At 37.0% G+C, this 24296-nt stretch carries 25 protein-coding genes, 1 pseudogene and 2 riboswitches; of the genes and pseudogenes, 18 read left to right on the forward strand and 8 right to left on the reverse strand.

The window, feature by feature from the left end:
- Positions 1 to 233: 233 nt before the first annotated feature.
- Positions 234 to 689, forward strand: coding sequence for a DUF2512 family protein (locus tag A194_RS0101660; RefSeq protein ID WP_017185146.1), 456 nt, complete (start codon positions 234 to 236; stop codon positions 687 to 689).
- A gap of 2 nt (positions 690 to 691) precedes the next feature.
- On the opposite strand, the gene A194_RS0101665 is transcribed toward A194_RS0101660, so the two are convergent.
- The 3 genes from A194_RS0101665 to A194_RS16905 form a co-directional block, all read right to left on the reverse strand.
- Positions 692 to 961, reverse strand: coding sequence for a YqhV family protein (locus A194_RS0101665; RefSeq protein ID WP_017185147.1), 270 nt, complete (start codon positions 959 to 961; stop codon positions 692 to 694).
- Positions 962 to 1061: 100 nt separating this feature from the next.
- Complete coding sequence (locus A194_RS0101670) at positions 1062 to 2282, reverse strand: MFS transporter (protein ID WP_017185148.1); 1221 nt, start codon at positions 2280 to 2282, stop codon at positions 1062 to 1064.
- 195 nt (positions 2283 to 2477) lie between these two features.
- Entirely contained in the window at positions 2478 to 3257 is a 780-nt protein-coding gene (locus tag A194_RS16905; protein ID WP_050980470.1) for a DMT family transporter, read from the reverse strand.
- 183 nt (positions 3258 to 3440) lie between these two features.
- On the opposite strand from A194_RS16905, the gene A194_RS0101680 reads away from it, so the two are divergent.
- Both A194_RS0101680 and ftsW read left to right on the forward strand, forming a co-directional pair.
- Positions 3441 to 5048 (forward strand): ABC-F family ATP-binding cassette domain-containing protein, encoded by a 1608-nt coding sequence (locus A194_RS0101680; RefSeq protein ID WP_017185149.1) that lies wholly within the window; start codon positions 3441 to 3443, stop codon positions 5046 to 5048.
- A 260-nt stretch (positions 5049 to 5308) separates the two neighbouring features.
- Entirely contained in the window at positions 5309 to 6445 is a 1137-nt protein-coding gene (gene ftsW / locus A194_RS0101685) for a putative lipid II flippase FtsW (RefSeq protein ID WP_423734736.1), read from the forward strand.
- Positions 6446 to 6495: 50 nt separating this feature from the next.
- Here ftsW and A194_RS0101690 read toward each other — a convergent pair whose 3' ends face one another.
- From A194_RS0101690 to A194_RS0101705, 4 genes are all read right to left on the reverse strand, one after another.
- Positions 6496 to 6906 (reverse strand): Fur family transcriptional regulator, encoded by a 411-nt coding sequence (locus A194_RS0101690; RefSeq protein ID WP_017185151.1) that lies wholly within the window; start codon positions 6904 to 6906, stop codon positions 6496 to 6498.
- 5 nt (positions 6907 to 6911) lie between these two features.
- A complete protein-coding gene (locus A194_RS0101695) occupies positions 6912 to 7757 on the reverse strand; it encodes a metal ABC transporter permease (protein ID WP_017185152.1) in 846 nt (281 codons plus the stop codon).
- A gap of 20 nt (positions 7758 to 7777) precedes the next feature.
- Positions 7778 to 8530: a metal ABC transporter ATP-binding protein gene (locus A194_RS0101700; RefSeq protein WP_017185153.1), complete on the reverse strand. Its 753-nt coding sequence runs from the start codon at positions 8528 to 8530 to the stop codon at positions 7778 to 7780.
- 109 nt (positions 8531 to 8639) lie between these two features.
- Positions 8640 to 9758 carry a metal ABC transporter solute-binding protein, Zn/Mn family gene (locus tag A194_RS0101705; RefSeq protein ID WP_017185154.1) on the reverse strand — a complete coding sequence of 373 codons (1119 nt, stop codon included), beginning with the start codon at positions 9756 to 9758 and terminating at the stop codon, positions 8640 to 8642.
- Positions 9759 to 9924: 166 nt separating this feature from the next.
- Here A194_RS0101705 and A194_RS0101710 point away from each other — a divergent pair, with 166 nt between their 5' ends.
- The 11 genes and pseudogenes from A194_RS0101710 (at position 9925) to A194_RS0101765 (ending at position 20136) form a co-directional block, all read left to right on the forward strand.
- A complete protein-coding gene (locus A194_RS0101710; protein WP_017185155.1) occupies positions 9925 to 10314 on the forward strand; it encodes a DUF302 domain-containing protein in 390 nt (129 codons plus the stop codon).
- A gap of 74 nt (positions 10315 to 10388) precedes the next feature.
- Positions 10389 to 10874 carry a PCYCGC motif-containing (lipo)protein gene (locus A194_RS16910; RefSeq protein ID WP_272942204.1) on the forward strand — a complete coding sequence of 162 codons (486 nt, stop codon included), beginning with the start codon at positions 10389 to 10391 and terminating at the stop codon, positions 10872 to 10874.
- A gap of 70 nt (positions 10875 to 10944) precedes the next feature.
- Entirely contained in the window at positions 10945 to 11151 is a 207-nt protein-coding gene (gene copZ / locus A194_RS0101725) for a copper chaperone CopZ (RefSeq protein ID WP_017185158.1), read from the forward strand.
- A gap of 688 nt (positions 11152 to 11839) precedes the next feature.
- Positions 11840 to 12757: a proline dehydrogenase family protein gene (locus A194_RS0101730; RefSeq protein ID WP_017185159.1), complete on the forward strand. Its 918-nt coding sequence runs from the start codon at positions 11840 to 11842 to the stop codon at positions 12755 to 12757.
- A 149-nt stretch (positions 12758 to 12906) separates the two neighbouring features.
- Positions 12907 to 15290: pseudogene (locus A194_RS16915) on the forward strand (3-hydroxyacyl-CoA dehydrogenase/enoyl-CoA hydratase family protein).
- A 30-nt stretch (positions 15291 to 15320) separates the two neighbouring features.
- Positions 15321 to 16496, forward strand: a complete 1176-nt coding sequence (locus A194_RS0101740) for an acetyl-CoA C-acetyltransferase (protein WP_017185160.1) — start codon at positions 15321 to 15323, stop codon at positions 16494 to 16496.
- 24 nt (positions 16497 to 16520) lie between these two features.
- Positions 16521 to 18299 carry an acyl-CoA dehydrogenase family protein gene (locus tag A194_RS0101745; protein WP_017185161.1) on the forward strand — a complete coding sequence of 593 codons (1779 nt, stop codon included), beginning with the start codon at positions 16521 to 16523 and terminating at the stop codon, positions 18297 to 18299.
- Between the two features lie 216 nt (positions 18300 to 18515).
- Positions 18516 to 18872, forward strand: a complete 357-nt coding sequence (locus A194_RS0101750) for an arsenate reductase family protein (protein ID WP_017185162.1) — start codon at positions 18516 to 18518, stop codon at positions 18870 to 18872.
- 77 nt (positions 18873 to 18949) lie between these two features.
- Positions 18950 to 19333, forward strand: a complete 384-nt coding sequence (gene gcvH, locus A194_RS0101755) for a glycine cleavage system protein GcvH (protein ID WP_017185163.1) — start codon at positions 18950 to 18952, stop codon at positions 19331 to 19333.
- A gap of 118 nt (positions 19334 to 19451) precedes the next feature.
- Positions 19452 to 19832 (forward strand): toprim domain-containing protein, encoded by a 381-nt coding sequence (locus tag A194_RS0101760; protein WP_017185164.1) that lies wholly within the window; start codon positions 19452 to 19454, stop codon positions 19830 to 19832.
- On the forward strand, positions 19819 to 20136 hold the full coding sequence (locus A194_RS0101765; protein WP_017185165.1) for a thioredoxin family protein: 318 nt from the start codon (positions 19819 to 19821) through the stop codon (positions 20134 to 20136). The genes A194_RS0101760 and A194_RS0101765 overlap by 14 nt, the downstream gene beginning before the upstream one ends.
- A gap of 42 nt (positions 20137 to 20178) precedes the next feature.
- Here the strand turns inward: A194_RS0101765 and A194_RS0101770 are convergent, their stop codons facing one another.
- Positions 20179 to 20604, reverse strand: a complete 426-nt coding sequence (locus tag A194_RS0101770; protein WP_017185166.1) for a TlpA disulfide reductase family protein — start codon at positions 20602 to 20604, stop codon at positions 20179 to 20181.
- Between the two features lie 143 nt (positions 20605 to 20747).
- Positions 20748 to 20855, forward strand: a riboswitch (SAM riboswitch).
- Between the two features lie 100 nt (positions 20856 to 20955).
- A riboswitch (SAM riboswitch) is annotated at positions 20956 to 21062 on the forward strand.
- 121 nt (positions 21063 to 21183) lie between these two features.
- Here A194_RS0101770 and A194_RS16920 point away from each other — a divergent pair.
- The 4 genes from A194_RS16920 (at position 21184) to A194_RS20455 (ending at position 24141) form a co-directional block, all read left to right on the forward strand.
- Positions 21184 to 22143 (forward strand): ATP-binding cassette domain-containing protein, encoded by a 960-nt coding sequence (locus A194_RS16920; protein ID WP_017185168.1) that lies wholly within the window; start codon positions 21184 to 21186, stop codon positions 22141 to 22143.
- Positions 22144 to 22200: 57 nt separating this feature from the next.
- A complete protein-coding gene (locus A194_RS0101785) occupies positions 22201 to 22869 on the forward strand; it encodes a methionine ABC transporter permease (RefSeq protein WP_017185169.1) in 669 nt (222 codons plus the stop codon).
- A gap of 66 nt (positions 22870 to 22935) precedes the next feature.
- The gene (locus A194_RS0101790; protein WP_017185170.1) at positions 22936 to 23763 is read left to right on the forward strand and encodes a MetQ/NlpA family ABC transporter substrate-binding protein; all 828 of its coding nucleotides are present in this window, start codon (positions 22936 to 22938) and stop codon (positions 23761 to 23763) included.
- Between the two features lie 207 nt (positions 23764 to 23970).
- Positions 23971 to 24141, forward strand: coding sequence for a YuzK family famiily protein (locus A194_RS20455; RefSeq protein WP_017185171.1), 171 nt, complete (start codon positions 23971 to 23973; stop codon positions 24139 to 24141).
- Positions 24142 to 24296: the final 155 nt, after the last annotated feature.

Consider the following 24296-nt stretch of genomic DNA (forward strand, 5'->3'; position numbering starts at 1 on the left):
CGTATGTAATATTGATCAAGCTAAAGCTTTCAATAAGGTTTGTATTAACTTTATAAAGCAGCATGTTGAGTGTGAAAAAACACGCCAAAGTGATAAAGTTGCATCAACAATTGCGTAAATTAAACTTCCAGCTATTAATAGCTGGAAGTTTTTTTGTGTTTTAAAAAACGCATAACGATTTTATTCTAACCCAAAATATATATGAGATAGTCTACTTTCAGGAGGTGAAAGTTATGAGTCATGTTAAATTAATCGCAATTAAGCTCGCTGTTACGTTTGCTTGGTTGTTCGTTATTTTAGGTTTATGGTTTGGAGTTGGAATCGGTAATATTATTATGTTCACTTTAATTTTAGGTGCACTTGCTTATGCGGGAGATATGCTGATTTTCCGCCGATTAAATCAGCGTTATAATCATACAGTAGCTACTTTAGGAGATTTTGCATTAGCATTAGTTGTTGTTTATGCCTTACTTGATTTATTCGCACCAGTGGCAAGCATTGTTGCAGCTTCATTCTTTTCTGCAGTAGGTTTGAGTGTGTTTGAAGCATATTACCACTTCTATATGCAGAGGACTCTTAAAAGAGCTGAATATGAAGAAAAAGGTAGTCTCGCACGTCCTTCAATGAACTTGCAAACGGAAGCGTCTGAAGAGCTTGACCCAGTTGAAAAGCAAGACCGACCAAAATAGCATTATTTAATTCGTAAGCTAATAATAATAAGCAAAATACCCGCAACGAGTAACACGGCTTTAAGCAATGAAATTCTTCCTGCAAGCCCATATAAACCGATAAAAGTGGTTAACAATAATACACCAGGTCCAACGAAAGCTAATAAGCTATTAATGACAAAGGCTTTATAAAGGTCATTGAAACGGTACATTAAATAAGCAGCTGTTATTTCAAGTGTGCCGGAAAAGACGCGAATCATAATAATCGCTAACAGTAGCTTGTCCCAACTCATAGTAGAACTCTCCCTATAACATCATTCAATCTAATATATGGTATGAGTTAGGAAGCTAGTCCTAAAAATTAAAATCTCCGGAAATTATTCCGGAGATTTTTTATGTTTGATTAGAGTTAATCCATTTCCACGAAAGGATAAATAATAGTGCACCAAGTACACCAGCCATAATGTAACCAACATTTATATCGATTGGCATCATTAATGAAACGATTGGCGGTCCAGCAGCTACCCCGATGAAACGAGCGGAACTATAAAACGAAGTAATGGTTCCCCGTGTTTCTTTATTAATACTTTCTGTAATCATCGCATCTAATGTTGGTAGTAGAGCCCCAATAGCAAGCCCGTTTAGACTCGTTGAAACAAGTAATAAAGTAACTGAATCAGTAGAGAACCCAACTGTTGTAATACTAACAGCTAACAAAGCGACAGCACTCATAATGATGATTTTCATCGTCTTTAAATCGCCTTTAATTTTACGCCCAGTAATAAACGAGGTTAGACAAAGGACGACTAATGGGAAAGCTAAGACAACACCTTTTGGGACTCCATCAACACCGTATTGTTTTTCAAGAATATCAGATAAGTAAAAGAGAATTCCAAACAGTAAAAGCATCGTGTAAGCCCCGAGTAGAAAGACAGTATACAGCCATTTACCTTCGACTTGGAAAATCTTTTTCGTTTCTGTCAAAAACTCTTTGAGCTTTAACGGTTCTTCTTTGTCCTTTGGAACTTTAATGAAGAAGATCACAGCTATTAAAGAGATCAAACTAAAGGCGGAAATTGAAAAGAACGGTAAATACCACAACATCGCAGCAAAAAAAGCACCGATTATAGGACTTAACACTTTACCGAATGTGTTAGATGTTTCGACAAGCCCTAAACAACTACTTGCTTTTTCATCGTCGTTTTTATACAAGTCACCGACTAAAGGTAAAATGATCGGTAGAGCACCAGCGGCTCCAACCCCTTGAAATACGCGACCGACTAAAATCCACGCAAACGGATTTTCAATCACTAGTGAAGCAATCCCAGCGATTAAACCGCCAATGAAAGTGAAAATTAACCCTGGAATCATAATCATTTTTCGCCCGTAGCGATCGGATAAATACCCAGCGATAGGAATAATAAGTATGGCAGCAACCGAGTAAACCGTTATGATCAAACTCGATTGAAACGGTGAAATACCAACCTCTTCTTCAAAAACAGGTAACACTGGAATGAGCATTGAATTCCCTAATGTCATAATAAGAGGAATCGATGCGATCGTGATAATGCACCAAATTGATACATTATTTGTTTTAGTTACTTTACTTTCCATTATTTCCACCTCATAGAAGATCCATTGTACTCACTGCTTAGACTATGCAAATTAACAGTTTCTATAAGAGGGATAAAAAGGCAAAAAAATAGGCGCATGAAAGCACCTAATGTCTTTTTTGGTATTGACCTGTAATGTAAATTCCTATAAAAATAAATAACATACCTGCGATTAAATTAGCCGTGATTGGTTCGCTTAAAATGATATAACTTGCAATAATCGCTGTAATTGGGATGATATAGCTACCGTTGCAGCAAATTCAGGTGTCCCATTAATAATCATATAATATAACAAAAGGTGAGCTACCCCAGAGCCGATAGCACCAAGCGCTAACACCATAATCAATGTTTGGAAATCAAAAGCCGTAATTTGTGGTAATCCTTCAACTGGTACCGCGACCATCAACCCTACGAGTGACGCTACAAAAAGAGAAATCGTTATGGTGATGATTAAATCTTCCTGCTGTAATTGCTTTTTAAAGTATTGTGAACCGAATCCATAAAAAATTGTCGCTACAACCATTGTTCCAATTCCAACAAAGTTACTTCCAAAAAGCTGATGAATTTGAAACTCAGTTAATATAACAATGCCAAAAAAACCAGTTAAAATACCGAACCATTGTCTTTTTAATAGTCGCTTTTTAAAAAATAAATATCCAATTAAAGCTGTAAATAAAGGGGTTAACGCATTAATGACAGACGTTGTGTTGCTCATAATTACAGTTTCACTCCAAGCGAGAAACCCCCATGGAATGCCTGCATTTATAATGCCAAGAATAATGAGATGTTTGTATGGAATTGCAGTCGTTCTTTGTTTAATTTTAACTAGAAATATTGGTAAAAGAAAAATGGCTCCGATAAAACATCTTAAAAACACCATCCCCCAAACGCCAGTATCATTGACGGTCATTTTGATGAAAATAAAGGTTAATCCCCAAATGACGCTTAAACTAATTAATGCTAAGTATACTCGCATGTTATTCACCTATATTTAATATATTGCGATTTATTGTTTAGGTGCTTGGCTAAAGTGTTAGAATTAGTAAATGATGGTAACTGTGGAGCCGGGTTTCCGCATGTTTAGTTAAAATTCGTCAAAACCTCTATATAAATGCTATAATGATAAAGGTTAACTTTAATTTTCTGGAGGATTTTTAATATGCTACAAGCGACAGGTGTCGGCTTACGCTTTTCAGATCGTAAGCTGTTTGAAGATGTTTCAATAAAATTTACTAAAGGTAATTGTTACGGCTTAATCGGTGCTAATGGTGCTGGTAAGTCAACGTTCCTAAAAATCCTTTCTGGTGAAATTGAACCTCAAGAAGGTAACATTTCAGTAGGTAAGGATGAGCGAATTGCTATGTTAAAGCAGGATCACTTCGCTTATGAAGAAGAAGAAGTGCTTCAAGTAGTTATGATGGGGCATGAGCGTCTATATGAAGTCATGAAAGAGAAGGATGCTATTTATGCTAAAGGTGAGTTTACTGAAGAAGACGGCATGCGTGCTGCAGAACTTGAAGGTGAATTTGCTGAATTAAACGGTTGGGAAGCAGAAGGCGATGCAGCATCACTACTAACAGGATTAGGTGTTGATGATTCACTTCACAACAAACAGATGAAAGACTTACCTGAATCAGAAAAGGTAAAAACTTTACTAGCTCAAGCGTTATTTGGTAATCCAGATGTTTTACTATTAGACGAGCCGACTAACGGTTTAGATATTCAAGCGATCCGTTGGTTAGAAGAGTTTCTAATTAACTTTGAAAATACCGTCATCGTTGTATCACACGACCGTAACTTCTTAAACAATGTGTGTACGCACATTGCCGACTTAGATTTTGAGAAGATTACACTTTTTGTCGGTAACTACGATTTTTGGTATGAATCAAGCCAACTAGCGCAAAAGATGGCACATGAACAAAACAAGAAAAAAGAAGAGAAGATTAATGAACTTAAAGAATTTATCGCAAGGTTTAGCGCCAATGCGTCAAAATCACGTCAGGCAACTTCTCGTAAAAAACTGTTAGATAAAATTTCACTCGATGATATTAAACCATCATCAAGAAAGTATCCGTATATTGCGTTTTCACCAGGTCGTGAAATTGGTAATGACTTGTTAGAAGTAGAAGGCTTGTCTAAAACAATTGACGGTAAAAAAGTATTAAACAACGTGACATTTAGAATGAACAAAGATGATAAAGTTGTTTTACTTGGTGATGATGTTGCCAAAACGACTTTAATTCAAATTTTAATGGGTGAAATGGAACCAGATGAAGGAACGTTCAAGTGGGGTGTTACAACATCTCAATCTTACTTCCCGAAAGATAATACTGAGTTCTTTGAAGGCAATGACAAAAACTTAATCGATTGGTTACGTCAATACTCACCAGAAGATGAGAGCGAAACTTTCTTACGTGGCTTCTTAGGTCGTATGCTATTCTCAGGCGATGAAGTATTTAAGAAAGCAAGCGTCTTATCAGGTGGTGAAAAAGTACGTTGTATGCTATCACGTATGATGTTAAGCGAAGCAAACGTACTATTATTAGACGATCCAACTAACCACTTAGACTTAGAATCCATTCAGTCATTAAACGAAGGATTAATTAACTTTAAAGGGTCAATGATCTTTACGTCACACGACCACCAGTTCATCCAAACGATCGCAAATCGTATTATTGAACTTACAGACGAAGGTGTCATCGACCGTGAGTTAAGTTATGAAGAGTATTTAGAGGATGTTAAAGAAATTAAAACACCAACAGTATAATTTGAAAGCCCGCCGATTTAGTTGGCGGGCTTTTTTGATGGAATTATAGCGAGAGAGGCTCATAGAATTGCTTGAGAAGCTCATAGAAATGCTCAAATAGCTCATAGGTCGGCGCAAATGGCTCATAGAAGAGCCCAAATAGCTCATAGCCGACAAAATTCGCCCAAGAAAATCTATCGTCATAAAATTTTTTATAAAATAGTCCTAAATTCTACTATCCATATGGTTTGATTTTCCGTTATGATGGTAGATATAGGAGCGTGTTCGAATTGAAAAAGCATTTAAGAAATATAGATTATCCTTTATTTATCATGATCGTGATTCTTTCTTGTATTGGCCTTGTCATGGTTTATAGTGCTAGCTTTGTTTATGCAGGGATGAATCCTGATATAGATAATCCATCATTTTATTTTAATAGACAGCGACTTTGGGTTATTTTAGGTTTCTCGGTCTTTTTAGTCGTCAGTCTATTTTCGTATAGAAAACTAGGTAATTTTATTAAAATATTAATCATTGCAACTCTAATTATGCTCGTCTTAGTGTTAATTCCTGGTGTTGGGGTTGAGCGTAACTTCTCAACAAGGTGGTTAAGTCTAGGGCCATTATTATTCCAACCGTCTGAATTGGCAAAAGTAGCTATGATATTGTACTTTGCTAAAGTGTATACGAATAAGCGAGATAAGTTGCACCATTTTGGACAAGGTGTTTTGCCACCTTTAATAGTACTAGCTTTAGTGTGTGGTTTTATCGTGTTACAACCAGACTTAGGTACCGCTGCTTCAATTATTTTAGCTTGTGGAATGATCTTATTATTTGCTGGTATTAGAATTCATCATTTACTTTCATTAGGTGCTGCTGCAGTTGTAGGTGTTGTTTTATTAATTTGGGGTGCAGATTATCGTATGGGTCGATTTACATCTTTTCTCGATCCATTTGCTGACCCTGCTGGGGATGGTTATCAATTAATTCACTCATTAATAGCAATCGCAAATGGACAAGTTACAGGTGTTGGTTTAGCGAATAGTGTTCAAAAGTCCGGTTTCCTACCTGAAGCACATACAGATTTTATTATGTCGATCATCGCAGAAGAACTTGGCCTAATTGGTGCCGTAACTGTTATTAGCATCTATTTTGTCTTTATGTTTAAAGGCATTCTAATTGCGAAAAGAGCTCCTGATGGTTTCGGTCGATTGTTAGCATTCGGTATTACATTCCAAATCGTAACACAAGCAATGATTAACTTCGCTGCCGTATCAGGCCTGATGCCAATTACTGGTATTACATTACCGTTAATAAGTTACGGTGGTTCATCGATGTTAATTACCTTCTTCCTCTTAGGCGTCCTAATGAATATTGCTATTAAAGGGAACATCTTAAGAAGAGGAGAAGCCAATTAATGCGCAACATAAAAAAGGTCTTTTCTCAATTAGAGAAAAGACCTTTTACTTTATTGACAACTTGGGCAGCGTCCGTATATTTCAAATTTATGATTTTCAATCGTATATCCAGGAAAGTCTTGTTGAATAAAATTCATAGGGCAAGTATCAATCGTTTTTGTTTTACCACAAGATTGGCATATAAAATGGTGGTGGTGCTCATGGTGATCACAAGCTAAACGAAAATGTTTTTCACCATTTAAATCCGTCGATTCTAAAATATTAAGCTCACGAAATAAATGTAAGTTACGATAGATCGTGTCATAACTTAACCCACCATATTTTTCACCCATGAAGTTAAGGAGGTCACTTGCTGTACGGTAACCATCTTCTTCAGTGAAAAATTCTAAGATATCTTCTCTTTTCTTCGTATACTTATAGCCTTCTTGCTTTAAAAGACCTAAAGCTTTCTCAAGATTCATAACGCTCACCCTTTATAAATATAAGCCAAATACCATTTCTTAATTAATAATGTTAAACCTAGTAATATAGCAGATGTAATAACAATTGTTCCACCTGGTGGAATCTCTAAATAATAACCTGTAATTAAACCTATTATAACAGCAACTTCACCAAAAATGATACTATAGACAATCGTTTGTTTAAAGCTTTTTGCTATACGCATTGCTGTAGCAACTGGTAGAGTCATTAAGGCAGATACTAGTAAAACACCAACAATTCGAATTGATGCAGCAATGACTAAAGCTGTCATAATGATAAATAAATAATGAATAATTTTAGCACGTATACCAGATACTGTAGCGAATTCTTCATCAAATGATAAAGCAAACAGTTCTTTATATAAGAAAGTGATCACAACAATTACGAAAACAGCAGTAAATAAAACTAAATATAGATCAGAACGGCTAACAGCAGCGACTGAGCCGAATAAATACGCATATATATCCGTGTTGATTCCATCAGCCATCGCAATAAATACGACACTTAAACCGACACCAATTGATAACGTGATTGGAATTGCAATCTCTTGGAAGGCCTTATACACCCCACGTAAATTTTCAATGACAATCGCACCAATAATCGAGAAGATAATTCCGGTGTGAAAAGGTGTCAAAGCAAGAAGTGTATATTTCTTTTGCATAAATAAGCCAAAAGAAATTCCGGCTAACGTCACGTGAGATAATCCATCTGCGATGAGTGACAAGCGACGTACAACAATAAATGTCCCTAATAAAGGGGCAAGCAAACCAACAATTAATCCGGTATAAAACGTATTTCGTAAAATTTCAAAGTTTAATATAGCATCTAACACAATTGCCCCTCCAATCGACGTTAATGATCATGCGTAATGGTGTGCATGTCGTGTCCATAAATTTTTGACCTTTGCTCATCTGTCATATGTTCAAAGTCACTTGGGTTACCGTGATAATGGACAGATTTGTTTAAGCATAATAAGTCAGTAACATGTGTCGTAATTGTTCCGATATCGTGTGAAACGAGAATTAGCGTAATCCCTAACTCTTCATTTAATTGAGATAGTAGTTGATAGAATTGCTCGACGTTTTCTGTATCAACTCCAACTGTTGGCTCATCTAAGATTAATAGACTTGGGTTATTAACAATCGCACGCGCGATGAAAATTCGTTGTTGCTGACCGCCAGATAAATCACCAATATTATGATTAGCATACTCCATCATATTGACGCGATCTAATGCTTCAAAAATTAAATACTCATATTTTTTAGTAGTTGGGCGAAGTAAGCTCACTTTAGACGTTAACCCCATACTAACGACCTCTTTAGCCGTTGCAGGAAACCCTCGACTAAACGAGTTGGCTTTTTGTGAGACGAAACTAACATGCCCTTTATTGTGAAACTTTTCGATTGGCTTTCCGAATGCTTCAATCGAGCCTTTCTGTAGCTTCTCAAGTCCAAGAATTAGTTTAATAATTGTCGTTTTACCAGAACCATTTGGACCGACCAAACCGACGAATGATCCTTTTTCAATTGTGAAACTAACATCTTCAAGCACTTTGTGTTTATCATATCGGTGCGTCACACCGTTAACAGTAATTAAATTCGCCATTGTTAATCCTCCTTCCAAAGAGGTGATAAAAAAATAACTTTCAACAAGAAAAGAAAGGCGATGGGCGAACTATAAATAGTTCGCTTTTCGCCTTTATTATCATAACATATTATTCTTCAATTGTTTCTAGTAAAATGTCTAGGTTTTCTAGCATAATATCAATATAATCATTGCCATTTTCGATATCTTCTTCTGTCAATGTTTCTAAGTTGTGAAGTTCATACACAGCTAGATCAAATTCATCCGCAATCGTTTGGGCTAAACGGTCTTCGCGATTCTTTTCCAAAATGACATGATGAATATTTAAGTCGTCTAACGACTCAAAAAGCTCTTGAAGCTCCCGCTGTGATGGTTCTTGAGATGATGATAAACCACGAATGCCATATTGGTTAATACCATATGCTTGTTCCCAATAACCGAAAGCTTTGTGAGCAACTAAAATATTAACATCTTCGTCAACAGTTAAAGCTTCTTGGAACGTCGTGTCTAACTCTAACATGTTATTAGAAAATTGCTCATAGTTTTCTTCTAGTAAATCAGCGTGATCTGGGTAAGTGTCCTTAAGTTCATCTAAAATCACTTGACCAACCGCAATCATACGAGATGGATCTAACCAAAAGTGTGGATCATAGTCACCGTGGTCATGATCTTCGTCTTCATGGTTGTGATCGTCTTCATGATTGTGATCATCTTCATGGTTGTGATCGTCTTCATGGCTGTGATCGTCTTCATGACTGTGATCATCCTCATGGTTATGATCATCTTCATGACCGTGGTCATGATCATGGCCATGGTCGTCATCATACTCCATGAATAGTTCTTCTTCATATTTTGAAAGGGCTAATGTATAAACACCTTCATCTTCAATCGTATTCGCCATCGTCTCAGCGAATACTTCCATACCTTCACCGATATAGAAGAAAGCATCGCTATCTGCTAATTCGATCATTTCTCTTGTAGATGGTTCATATACGTGAGCATCTGCGCCTGGAGGGATTACTGTTTCTACATCAACTAAGTCCCCAGCAATTTCTGAAATGATATATTCAATCGGGTAAAGTGAAGTAACAATCGTTCCTAGTTCTTCTTCAATTATTTCTTCATCTGCAGTTTCTTCTGACTGAGAATCCCCATTTTCATCAGCTGTAGTTTCTTCTTCAGCTTCTCCACCACAAGCGGCTAAAGTAAATAAAAGAGTAATAAAAATAATCCCTTTAAGTAGTTTCAACTTGTTTCTCTCCCTTTACTGTTTTTCCGTTTTTTAAGTAACCATAACGAATTATATCGTAACGATTACGATTTGTAAATAGTAATTATTACGATTTACTAAAAGATTTCAATACCTACTATATTGGGTAGACTGAAAATAAATGAATAATAATGGAGGGATTGCCATGTTTGATTATACGGTTACGACGCATAAGTCAGTAGACGAAGCGGTTGAAGCATTAACGCACTCACTGCAAGAGGTGAAATTCGGTGTGTTGTGGGATTTTGATGTTAAAGAAACACTACACCAAAAAGGGTTTGATGACTTTGATCAAACTTACCGTATTCTAGAAGTTTGTAATCCGAAAGCAGCAAAAGAAGTATTAGGAATGGAGGAAAAAGTAAGTTACTTCTTACCATGTAAAGTGGTTGTTTATGAAAGTGAAGGAACGACGAAGATCGGTATGCCGAAACCAACAGTTTTATTAAGCTATATTGAAAAAGAAGAGGTAACACAATTCGCACAAGATATAGAAGAGACGATGGTGAAAGCAATTGATCAAGTTAAATCGTAATTAAATTGATAAAAAATAGTACAAACTATTATGATATATTGAATTTGTACAATGTATTAGAAAGGAATTAGACGATGAAGAATTACTTCCTAATAATAGTCCTTCTACTGATAATGTTGACTGCATGCTCCGACCCAATTAGCGAGAATGAGGAAGGTATTAAGTATGATTCTTCATTAGAAGGGTTAACTTATAATGTAGAAGAACAAGCTTGGTCACCGCAACTAGCTGATGTTTTTAAAGACGAAGCATTGGAACCGATGAAAGAAGCATATGAAATTGCGATTCATTACGGTGATTTACTATCTTACATGCCTTGTTATTGTGGGTGTTACGAGATGGAGCATGAAAGCAATCGTGACTGTTTTGTAGAAGGTGTTAATGATGGTATAGCTGAAATTGATCAAATGGGCTTTGGTTGAACGATCTGTGTTGATATAGCCCGTGAGGCTAAACAAATGTATGATGAAGGTTACGACATAGTAGAAATCCGTGAAGCCATTGATGCTCAGTATGAAGATACAGGCTTAGAACCTACACCAACTCCAATGCCGGAATAGTAGTTTATGATTGAAAAGTATCAGAAAATACGCAATAATAAAGAAAAGGTTGAAAGGTAGGGAACATTAGATGGAATTAACTCTTAATGTACAAGGTATGTCTTGTGGTAATTGTAAACAAGCAGTACAAGGTGCACTGAAAAACTTAGACGGCATTGCTTCTGTAGAAGTTCATTTAGACAGCGGTAAAGTTGATGTAAGCTTTGATGAAGACACTGTTAGCACTGAAGAGGTTAAAGAAGCAATTGAAGAACAAGGTTATGATGTAACAAATTAATAAAGCATACAAGCACTAAGCTTCTCAACATGAAGTTTAGTGCTTTTTTATTTTTGTCCTCTGTTTACGTTTTTTGTTGATATTTGATATAGCGAAAATGGATCTTCAATATCTCTAACAGAATAAAATGGTACAGGACAAAAGTGATAAAAATGCTTGTGTATTAAGTGAACAACGCAAAGGGGAATCAAAATGCGTAGACTCCCTCGGAGATTGGCGTCATATCAATCACGAATGGTGCTTAGCTTTTTTAAAAAATTTTTTAGAGCCTTTTGTTTCACGAATAAAATTACAATATTGAAAAGAAAAGGAAATACAGGCCACGCTTTTTGGGCCGAGTGATGCACCTGCGTCTACAAGTAATGCTTCGGAGCAGCTTCCTCGGTGCAAGTTTCAAAGGTGCAGTTTCTATGAAGTTGCCTGGATCGAGCCGTGCCCCGGCAAAGAAAACACTGCGACAAGCGACCGTAGGGAGCATGAGCAGATGTTGCACTTGTGCCCTGCGGGTGAAAGCGAAGCGTTTTGATGTAGCGATAGGAGCTACAATTGTTTTGTTCAAGAGGGTTATAATTGGATGGTGTAATTTTTCCACCAACACATTTTACAAAAAATAATTAAAATTTCAGTCAGGAAATGATAAAATAGAAAACGGTTTCATAGAAATGCACTTACGACTGGGGGAGTAGACATGGAGAAAGTATTACGCCAATTTTTCTTATTTTTATCTAACAATAAATTGTTAACAGCGCTTGCGAAGCGTTATGGATTTAGATTTGGGGCGAGCCGTTTCGTTGCAGGAACGAATATTGGCCATGCGGCTGAAAAGATTCGAGAGCTAAACCAAAAAGGAATGTCAGTCACATTAGACCATCTAGGTGAATATGTAACTGATAAGGAAGAAGCTATTGAGCGCACAAAAGAAACAATTAAATCGATTAAAGTAATTGATAAATTAAACTTAGATTCTCAAGTGTCAGTCAAAATGACGTCTATGGGTCTTGATATTTCTGATGATCTAGTATTAAATAACATGCGCCGAATTTTAGATGCAGGTAAAGAACATAATGTACTAGTTACAATCGATATGGAAGACTACGAGCGTTGTGATAAGACATTAAACATTTTCGAAACGTTAAAAGAAGAGTACGATTTATTAAGTACTGTACTACAGTCATATTTGTATCGTACTGAAGACGATTTACAACGTTTAAATAAGTACAGCCCTAATATAAGATTAGTTAAAGGTGCCTATAAAGAGTCAGCTGAAGTCGCTTATCCTGAAAAGAAAGACGTTGATGAGAACTTGAAGAATCTGATTGCTTTGCATTTAAATAACGGCAACTTCACTGCTCTTGGATCACACGATGATGCAATGATCGAATTTACGAAGCAATATGTTAAAGAAAATAATATTCTAAATGGCCAATTCGAATTCCAAATGTTATATGGCATGAGAAATGAGCTTAAAGAAAGTTTAGTTGACCAAGGTTATAACGTAAGAGTTTATGTACCTTATGGCCGTGATTGGTTTGGATATAATATGCGTCGTCTAGCGGAAAGACCAGCAAATGTTTTATTCGTTTTAAGAGGTGTATTTAAGAAATAAATTTTATTGTAGATAAATGTTTGCGAAATGTCTGAAAATATTTTATAGTATAAATAGATGAATTTTTTGGATAGCTTGCTATCCAAAATTTTTTAAACAAAAATGAATGAGTATTCATTCAAACTAAATAACGGATAGGGGGAGCATTCATGAACGGAAGAATTAAGCGCGCAGCAGTCCTAGGTTCAGGGGTAATGGGAGCAGGAATTGCAGCGCATTTAGCGAATTTAGGCATTCCTACGTTAATGCTTGATATTGTTCCTAAAGATTTATCAGAAGAAGAGAAACAAGATCACGTGTGCGCAATAAAATTGCGGCAGAAAACAAGAAAAAGTTATTAAAACAAAATCCATCTCCAATTACGACGAAGAAAAGTTTAGATCTAATTTCAGTTGGTAACTTTGAAGACAACATGAAAGATTTAAAAGACGTCGATTGGATAATCGAAGTCGTTGTTGAAAACTTAGAGATTAAACAAAAGGTTTACGCTCAAGTTGATGAACACCGCTCAGAAGGTAGTATCGTGAGTTCAAATACGTCAGGTATTTCAATTGAAGCAATGGCTGAAGGGCGTTCAGAAGACTTTAAGAAACATTTCTTAGGTACGCACTTCTTTAACCCACCACGTTACTTAAAGTTATTAGAAGTTATTCCGACGAAAGATACGGACTCAGAAGTGTTAGAGAACATGAAGCGCTTTAGCGAAGATGTATTAGGAAAAGGTGTAGTCGAAGCAAAAGATACACCTAACTTTATCGCAAACCGTATTGGTACATACGGCTTACTAGTCACTGTACAAGAAATGCTAAGAGGTGGCTATAGTGTCGGTGAGGTAGACTCTGTGACAGGACCAATGATTGGCCGTCCGAAGAGTGCAACATTCCGTACACTTGACGTAGTCGGTTTAGATACATTTATCCACGTTGCTAAAAATGTTTATGACAAAGTCGAAGGTGAAGAACAAAAAGTATTCGACGTACCTGATTTCATGAAACAAATGAATGAAAAAGGCATGTTAGGTGCTAAATCAGGCAAAGGGTTCTACCAAAAGCAAAAAGGTGAAAAAGGTAGTGTCATTTACGAATTAAACCCTGAAACACTTGAATATGATCACGAACAACAAAAGCTTAAAACACAAGCTTCTGGTGCTGCTAAGCAAGAAAAGGGACCGAAGCGTAAGTTGAAAGCGCTTGTATCAGCTAAAGGTGACCGTGCTGGTGACTTAGTGTGGAACATTTCGAAGCCGACACTCATTTACTCAGCAGAACTTTTAGGTGAAATTGCTGATGATATAACGCAGATCGATGACGCTATGAAGTGGGGCTTCGGCTGGGAAATCGGTCCATTTGAAATGTGGGATGCAATCGACGTTGAGAAATCGGTTAAAGGTATGCAAGAAGAAGGTTCCGAAGTCCCAGCTTGGGTTACAGACATGTTAGACAACGGCTTTGAAACGTTCTACAAGCGTGAAAACGGCAAACTATATTTCTACCATAATGGTGAATATGTTGAGAAGAAAGTAAATGAAAAAGAAATTAATTTAAAACTTCATAAAGAGGCTAATGGTGTCATTAAGAAGAATAGTGGCGCTAGTTTAATAGATATTGGCGATGATGTTGCTTTACTAGAATTCACATCCCCAAATAACTCAATTGGTTTAGATGTTATTCAAATGATTAACCAATCACTTGAAGAAGTAAACAATAATTACCGCGGTTTAGTAATCGGTAACCAAGGTAAAAACTTCTGTGTTGGTGCAAACTTAGCCATGATTTTAATGGAAGCTCAAGAGTTTAACTTCTTTGAGATCGACATCGTTATTAAACAGTTCCAACAAGCGATGCAAAACATTAAATTCAACGAAAAGCCAGTTGTTGCCGCACCACATGGTATGACACTTGGTGGCGGTACAGAAATTGTACTTCCGACTGCAGCACAACAAGCTTCACCTGAAACTTATATGGGCTTAGTTGAAGCTGGTGTTGGTCTAATCCCTGGTGGTGGTGGAAACAAAGAGTTCTACATTAACCAGTTAAAAGGCCTACCTGAAGGTGTTGATTTAGACTTACAAAAAGTTGCAAATGACGTCTTTGAAAAGATTGCAACAGGCAAAGTATCAACGTCTGCATCTGAAGCGGTTGAACATGGTTTCCTAAATGGGCCAGAGGCAATTAGCTTAAACGGCGATCACCAAATTTATGACGCGAAGAACCAAGTACTTGCTTTAGACAAAGGTGGATACCAAGCACCGAAGCATGAAAAAGTACCCGTTGTTGGTGAGGCAGGTTACGCAACAATGGTATTAGGTGCTAAGCAAATGCAGTTAAGCGGCTATGCTTCAGAACATGATATTAAGATTGCTAAGAAGCTAGCAAACGTATTAGCTGGTGGCCAAATTAAACCTGGAACACAAGTAGAAGAACAGTATTTATTAGATTTAGAGCGTGAAGCATTCTTAAGCTTAGTCGGTGAACAAAAGACACAAGAACGTATGATTCACATGTTACAAAAAGGTAAGCCTTTACGTAATTAATAAAAATCCAACGTAAGAGGAGGATCAATCGTGAGAGAAGCAGTTATTGTATCAGGTGCAAGAACACCTGTTGGTAAAGCAAATAAAGGAACACTTGCTCATACACGTCCAGACGATTTAGCTGCATTAACAGTTAAAGAAACGTTAAAGCGTGCTAACAATTACGATGGCAATGTTGATGATGTCATTATTGGATGTGCCATGCCAGAAGCTGAGCAAGGTATGAATATGGCTAGACAAATTGCTGGATTAGCTGGATTAGACAATGATGTACCAGGCATTACAATTAACCGTTATTGCTCTTCTGGACTACAAAGTATTGCCTATGCAGCAGAGCGTATTATGCTAGGCTATTCTGACACGATCATTGCCGGTGGAGCAGAGTCAATGTCGATGATTCCAATGGGCGGTAATGTGATTAAGCCAAACCCAACTTTAGTTGATGAAGCGCCAGAATATTATATGAGTATGGGTCATACAGCTGAAGAAGTCGCCAATCGTTACGGTGTTAGCCGTGAAGATCAAGACGCTTTTGCAGTTCGCAGTCACGAAAGAGCAGCAAAGGCTCTTGCTGAAGGAAAATTCGATGACGAAATTGTCCCATTTGAAGTGACAGATCGAACAATTGGACCAGATAACAAAGTTCAAGAGCGAACAGTAACACTTTCAAAAGACGAAGGTGTGCGTGAAGGTACGAGTATGGAAGGTTTAGCGAAGTTAAAGCCAGCTTTCAATGTGAAAGGTTCTGTTACAGCAGGTAACTCGTCACAAATGAGTGATGGTGCTGCATCTGTGTTAGTAATGGACCGTGAAAAAGCTGAAAAAGAAGGACTTCAGCCTATGGCTAAATTCCGCTCATTTACTGTTGCTGGTGTAGAACCAGAAGTAATGGGTGTCGGTCCAGTTGAAGCAATTCCTAAAGCTGTAGAGCTAGCTGGTCTTTCTTTAGACGACATTGGTTTATTTGAGCTAAATGAAGCATTCGCTTCTCAAGCTTTACAAGTTTGCCGTGAATTAAACTTAAATGAAGACATCGTTAACGTTAACGGTGGTGCAATCGCATTAGGTCACCCATTAGGTTGCACAGGTACTAAACTCACGTTATCGCTAATCCATGAGATGAAACGCCGTGACGTGAAGTATGGTGTCGTTACGATGTGTATCGGTGGCGGTATGGGCGCTGCTGGAGTATTTGAATTACTATAATTTAAGCATATAGGGGGAATTATAATGATCGATGAAAAGTTATTAAAAGGTGGCTCATTCTTAGTTGAAGATGTAGATCCAGATGAGGTTTTAACACCTGAGGATTTCAATGATGAACATAAAATGATTGCCAAGACGACTGAAGAATATATTAAAAACGACGTATGGCCAGTACTAGAAGACTTAGAAAATCATGAATTTGATAAGTCAGTAACTCTTTTACAAAAAGCAGGTGAACTAGGTTTATTAGGGATTGACGTACCAGAAGAGTATGGTGGTTTGGAACTTGATAAGATCACGTCATCATTAGTAACTGAGAAAATGTCACTTGCAGGTGGTTTCTCAATTACACACGGTGCGCACGTAGGGATTGGTTCACTTCCAATCGTATTTTTCGGTAACGAAGAACAAAAGCAAAAATATCTACCTTCTTTAGCAACGGGTGAAAAGATTGCAGCATACGCACTTACTGAGCCAGGTTCAGGTTCAGACGCATTAGGTGCTAAAACAACAGCAGTACTAAACGAAGAAGGTACACATTATGTGTTAAACGGTGAAAAGCAGTGGATCACAAACTCTGCATTTGCTGATGTTTTCGTTGTATACGCTAAAATTGATGGAGAGAAGTTCTCTGCATTTATCGTAGAGCGTGACTTCCCAGGCGTTTCAACTGGTCCTGAAGAGAAGAAGATGGGGATTAAGTCTTCCTCAACTCGTACGTTAGTACTTGAGGATGCCCAAGTTCCAGTTGAAAACGTATTAGGTGAAATTGGCCGAGGTCACGTGATCGCATTCAACATTTTAAACGTTGGTCGTTATAAGTTAGCGATCGGTGGTGTTGGTGGTGCTAAGCGTGCACTAGAATTAGCTGTTCAGTACGCAAATGAGCGTAAACAGTTCCAAACACCGATTTCAAGCTTCTCATTAATTCAAGAGAAGTTAGCAAATATGGCGACACAGACGTATGCTAACGAAAGTGCGGTATACCGTACAGTAGGTTTATTTGAGTCACGTCTAGGCCAGCTCTCTAAAGAAGAGCTGAATGACGGTTCTGCTGTTGCAAAAGGTATTGCGGAGTATGCGATTGAGTGCTCAATGAACAAATATACAGCAACTGAATTGCTAGACTACGTAGCGGATGAAGCGGTACAGATTCATGGTGGTTACGGCTTTATGGCAGAGTATGAAGTAGAGCGAATTTACCGTGATTCAAGAATTAATCGAATTTTCGAAGGTACAAACGAGATTAACCGCCTACTAGTACCAGGAACGTTCATGAAGAAAGCAATGAAAGGCGAGCTTCCATTACTGGAAAAAGCAATGGGTCTACAAAATGAATTAATGGCTATGATGCCAGAAACACCTGGTGACGAAGCGTTAGAACAAGAGAAATACCTTGTAGGCAACGCTAAGAAAATTGGTCTACTATCAGCTGGTATTGCGGCTCAAAAATATCAAGAAAAGTTAGAGCAAGAACAAGAACTACTATCTAACATTGCAGACATTGCAGCTGACGTTTATAACATGGAATCTGCTATTCTACGTACAGCTAAAGCTATTGCAAGAGATGGTGAAGAGAAGAGCAAGCAAAAGCTTCTTTACACTCAAGTATTCGTAGAAGAGACGATGAACAAGATCGAAGCTCATGCGAAAGAAACGTTAATTGCAGTTGAAGAAGGCGATAACCTACGTATGATGCTATCAGCCCTTCGTAAGTTAACGCGTCGTGAGCACATTAATGTAATTGAGAAGAAGCGTGAAATCGCAAGCACGTTAATCGAAGAAGAAAAATATTTCGTATAATGTTTTAACCTTACAAAAGCACTGACCACTAAATGGTTAGTGCTTTTGATTTGGTAGAAACTGTAATGTCAGCGTTTTTGTTGATATTCCGCCGAAAATGTCTATAATTCGGCGAAAATTAAAATATTCCGCCGATAAATGAATCAACAAGACCTATGCTTATCAAGTGAGGGATCCAATCTCTTATGGTAAAATCACAATGAGGAGGTGTCATATATGGCTTTAACCGTTTATCAGTACCCGAAGTGTGGAACGTGTCGCAAAGCTCTTAAATGGCTGGATGAAAATGAAGTATCATATGAATCTGTACATATTGTGGACAACCCACCTTCGAAAGAAACGTTAGAAGATCTTATTCAAAAGAGCGAATTACCTGTTAAGAAGTTTTTTAACACATCAGGAAAGAAGTATCGTGAATTAGGGTTGAAAGATAAGCTAAAAAGTATGCCTGAGTCAGAGCAAGTTGACTTACTCGCTTCTGATGGTATGTTAATTAAACGCCCGATCACAACAGATGGTGAACAAGTAACGGTAGGTTTTAAAGAAGAGCAATTTGACCAAACTTGGAAATAATAAACTAGAGGTAATGCATTAACGAGTTGTTTGTTGTATGATAAATATGTGATATCGATTTTAATGGAGGGTCAGAAATGAGTTTACGAAAAGACTTACGTTATTCTGAAGAACACGAATGGGTAAAAGAAGAAGGAGAAAAACTACGTATCGGAATTACAGACTTCGCACAATCAGAGCTTGGCGATATCGTATTTGTTGAGTTACCAGAAGTAGGTGACGAGATTGAATTAGACGAACCATTTGGTAGCGTTGAATCTGTTAAAACAGTTTCAGAGCTTTATGCTCCTGTTACAGGTAAAGTAGTCGAAGTTAACGAAGAGCTAGAAGATAGCCCTGAATATGTAAATGAATCTCCTTATGAGCAAGCATGGATGATCGTTGTAGAACCAAGTGACAAGTCACAGCTTGACGACTTAATGGATGCTGATGCTTATAAAGAAATGACTGAAGACGAATAATATATTGTAAGAAAGGCTGATTCCTGTAAAAGGATCAGTCTTTTTAATACTTATCATTAAACATAATATAATGATAATATGTATTGTTTTCACAGCAATGACAAGTAGGTGTGAAGCTATGGAAGTAGAATCCTTACCACAAGTATTAATCGTTGAGGGTAAGCAAGATCGAAAGAAAATCGAAAAAGTGTTGGCAAATAAAGAAGAGATTATTTGTACTTATGGCACGTTAAGTGCTTTTGCTTTAGATGAATTAATTGATGAATTTATGCTTTTTGACCGTGATGTATTTATTTTTACGGATACAGACGATCCAGGGAAACAGCTGCGTAAGTTATTGAATCAAGAACTTTCCCATGCTGAAAACTTGTTCATTGACCCGAAATATCGTCAAGTTGAAGATACACCTGAGCACGTGTTAGCATCAATATTGCAATCAGCAAACTTTAACGTGAAGATAGACTATTTGAAAGGGTCAGAACGTGATGCAAGAAATTAATCGAGAGCAAGCCCAGTTTATAATTCGCAAGAAAAGTTATCATATTTTATTTGTTAATAGTCCTTTTTGTGGTACGTGTAAAGTGGCGAAGAGGATGTTGACTTACATTGAGGAAACATTAGAGAAAGAAACGTTCTTTGAATTGAATGCCACATTGGCACCTGATTTTATGCAGCATTTCAATATTAAAAGTGTGCCTTGTTTAATCGTATTTAAAGAAGGTGAACCAGTGGACAGGCTTTATACATTTAATTCAGTTCCTTACTTACTAAAAGAAATGGGTCCTTACTTAATCGAAAATTAGGCTCTGTTAAAGGTTTATTAGAACCTTCAACAGAGTCTTTTTTTAGCGAGTTGGGAAGTAATCTCCTACGATTTTTATAACTTCTACAAAATCATCCTTATCACCGAACTTACCTACAACATTACCTTCTAAATCAATAACTACAGTTGTTGGAACAGAGTCGCATTCAAAGAGGTCATAAACCTCTGTACCACGGTCTTTTAAAGACGGTTGCGTTAAAAATTGATCTTGAAACTTTTCGGCTTCTCCTTCATCACGCTCACGCCCTGGCACGTTGATTGATAACATCTCAATATTATCGTTACGCATTGTTTTATAAAACTGTTCTTTTTTCGGCATATCTCTGGAACAGTCAGGACACCAAGATACCCAAAAAGTTAAAATAATCACTTTCTCTCCAATAACGTCCTCCAACTTAAATGATTCATCACGATCTAAATATGGTAGTTCGAATAATGGTGCTTTCATGACTCTCATCCTTTTTTATGTTTTCTCTTAATTATAATTTAAACAAATATTAAAAGAAAAGGTTAATACTTTTTTTGAAAATTTAATTGACGAGTTCCATAACCTATGCTAACATACAATTTATCGAAAGTTGAATATATGAATTCTTATCAAGAGTGGTGGAGGGAAAAGGCCCTTTGAAGCCCGGCAACCGTTATGTTCTGCATAATAGGTGCTAATTCCTACAATGTTTACACATTGTAAGATAAGATTGAGATCTTTACTCTTTCTTGTTCTTACAAGAGAGTTTTTTTATTTGTTAACACATTAGTCTAGTAACGTATAAAACTACTAAAATAATAAAATGTTAATCTCTTATCAAGAGTGGTGGAGGGACTGGCCCGACGAAGCCCGGCAACCGTTATGCTTTGCATAATAGGTGCTAATTCCTTCAAAGCAAATGCTTTGAAAGATAAGAGAACAAAAAGGTTAGCCATTTCTTAACCTCTCTGTTCTCTTATCGAGCAGAGAGGTTTTCTTATTTTGGGGGTAGAACTAAGACGACTAATATGTGAAGAGTCGTTCTAGGAGGGGAATAATTTGATTTCAATAAAAAACCTGTCCAAGGTATTTAAAACGAAAGACCAAACCGTAAATGCTGTAGATGATGTCTCAATCGATATTCCAAAAGGTGAAATATTCGGTGTCATCGGTTATAGCGGAGCGGGTAAGAGTACGTTCATTCGTTTAATAAATCGTCTAGAAGATCCATCTGAAGGAGAAATCATTTTAGACGATCAAGATATTGCAGCATTAAAGAAAGAACCGTTACGTAAAAAACGACAAAAGATCGGTATGATTTTCCAACATTTCAACTTACTTTGGTCACGTACAGTATTTGAAAATATTGCATTCCCTTTAGAAATAGCTGGGGTGCAGAAAAATGACCGAGAAGAAAAGGTTCAAGAGTTAATTGAACTTGTCGGATTAAAAGGTCGGGAAAACTCTTATCCATCACAATTAAGTGGTGGTCAAAAACAACGTGTTGGCATTGCTCGTGCATTAGCTAATGATCCAACAGTGTTGCTTTGTGATGAAGCAACATCAGCGTTAGACCCTGAGACAACTGATGATATTTTAGACTTATTAGTTTCAATCAATGAAAAGTTGAATTTAACGATCATTTTAATTACACACGAAATGCACGTTATTCAGAAAGTTTGTCATAGAGTTGCAGTTATGGAACAAGGTCAAGTCGTTGAGCAAGGTGAAGTGCTAAATGTCTTTGTTAAGCCACAATCTAAGACGACGAAACGATTCGTGCAGCAATTAAGTCCGCTTGAGCATCAAATCGATCGTTTAGATGAATTTATAACTGATGATGAACAATCAGAAGTTGTTAAATTACACTTCATCGGCAACAATGCGAAGCGAGCGTTAATTAGTGAAGTATCAAAGCAACTAGATGTTGCGATCAATATATTACAAGGTTCGATTTCACCGACACAAGAAGGGGCTTATGGCACACTTTACGTTGAAATAAAAGGCGAGCGAACGTGATTGAAGAAGCGATTCAATATATTGAAGCTTCTGGTGTGGAAGTAGAGGTGTTAAAGCATGTTTAATGACATATTTCCAAATGTGCAAATGGATCAAATGTGGGTTGCAACTTATGAAACGTTCTACATGACGATTATTTCTGTTATTGGCACATTTATTTTAGGGATATTGTTAGGTTTGTTACTGTATTTAACAAATCGCGGGAACTTATGGCAAAACTCAATCATCAATTCAATTACAGCATCAGTAGTAAATGTTTTTCGTGCAATTCCGTTTATCATATTAATTTTATTATTATTCCCATTTACTGATTTCTTAGTGGGTACAATCCGCGGACCAAATGCCGCATTACCAGCACTTATTATTGGTGCAGCACCATTTTACGCACGGCTTGTTGAAATTGCGTTAAAAGAAGTGGATAAAGGTGTCATCGAAGCGGCACAAGCAATGGGGGCTAAAGCCCATACGATCATTTTTAAAGTACTATTACCAGAATCGATGCCAGCGTTAATCTCTGGTATTACCGTTACAGCGATCGCGCTTATTAGCTATACCGCGATGGCTGGTGTAATAGGAGCTGGCGGTCTAGGTGACTTAGCTTATATGCAAGGCTTCCAAAGACGTAACTTTGATGTTGTATTTTTATGTACAATATTTATCGTTGTTATTGTATTTATCTTTCAGTTTCTTGGAGATTGGTCTTCAAGAAAAGTCGATCACCGTTAATAACAAGCTTGTGATAACACAAACTTGTCATAATAATATATTTAAAATTTGAGGGGAGTTTTACAGATGAAAAAATTATATTCAGCACTATTAGTAGCATTTCTAGCTGTTGTATTAGCAGCATGCGGAACAGGGGAAGCAGAAGGAGGAGATGAAGGGCCAGTTGAAATTACAGTTGGTTCATCAAACGTACCTCACTCTGAAGTGCTAGAAGAGGCAAAGCCTTTATTAGAGGAAGAAGGAATTGAGTTAGAAATTGAAGTTTACCAAGATTATGTATTACCGAATGAAGACTTAGAGAACGGCACATTAGATGCGAACTACTTTCAGCACATTCCTTATTTAGAGGATCAAATTGCTGAGGTAGGTTATGATTTTGTTCATCTTGGTGGAATCCATATAGAACCAATGGGTATTTATTCAAAAAATATTACAGGCTTAGATGAAATTGAAGAAGGTACAGAAGTTATTATGAGTCGTTCGGTTGCTGACCATGGTCGTATTTTATCGTTACTACAGGAAAATGGTCTAGTCGAGCTTGACCCAGAGGTTGACCCAGTGGCTGCTGAAATTGATGATGTAGTAGAGAATCCTTATGGCTTAGAGTTTGACCCAAGTATTGAAGCAGGCTTATTACCTGAATTTTATGAGCGTGAAGAAGATGCACTTGTAGCAATTAATACTAACTATGCGATTGAAGCAGGACTTGTTCCAACTGAAGATGCAGTGATTCTAGAAGGTTCCGAATCACCATATGTTAATGTTATTGCAACGCGTGCAGAAAATGAAGATTTAGAAGCGTTACACACACTAGTAGAAGTACTACGTTCAGAGGAAATTCAAACATTTATGGAAGAAGAGTATGAAGGTGCGATTGTACCTGTAAACGAATAATTTTCCAAATTTAGAGTATTTGCTAATAAATTAGAGCTTCTTATATGTATTATGCAAAGAAAGGGTGTGAACATAATTGGATATGTTCACACCCTTCTTCAGCTCTAATAATCTGTTTAAATAGCATTTTTAGAATAAACTTGTCACGTGTTATTCTTATAAATGTAAACAAAACGAAAGGATGATTTAGTCATTTTACAGATTGACATGAATTACACAAGTGATATGGAAAAAGCGATGCAACAGTCTCATGGGATTGGGTACCAAGAGTATAGTCGAAAATTAGATTACAGATTGGCTGTTGAAAAACGCAGAGAGCAAGAATACCAAAAATCACAAGTGATGGTTTCAGAAGTTGATCGGATGATTCACCGTTAAAATAATATATGATAATTTTTCGAAAAAGTTAATTTAGTTGATACCAAAGTTTATTTATAGAAAAGACCTTTAGTGAACGGCCTCGATTTAATCGAGGCCGTTTTTTATACAGGGATATGACCTCATATCAAAGGGACAAGAATGGTTAAGTAAAG

It is taken from the genome of Alkalibacillus haloalkaliphilus C5, from assembly GCF_000269905.1.
GTDB classification, from domain to species: Bacteria; Bacillota; Bacilli; order Bacillales; family Alkalibacillaceae; genus Alkalibacillus; species Alkalibacillus haloalkaliphilus_A.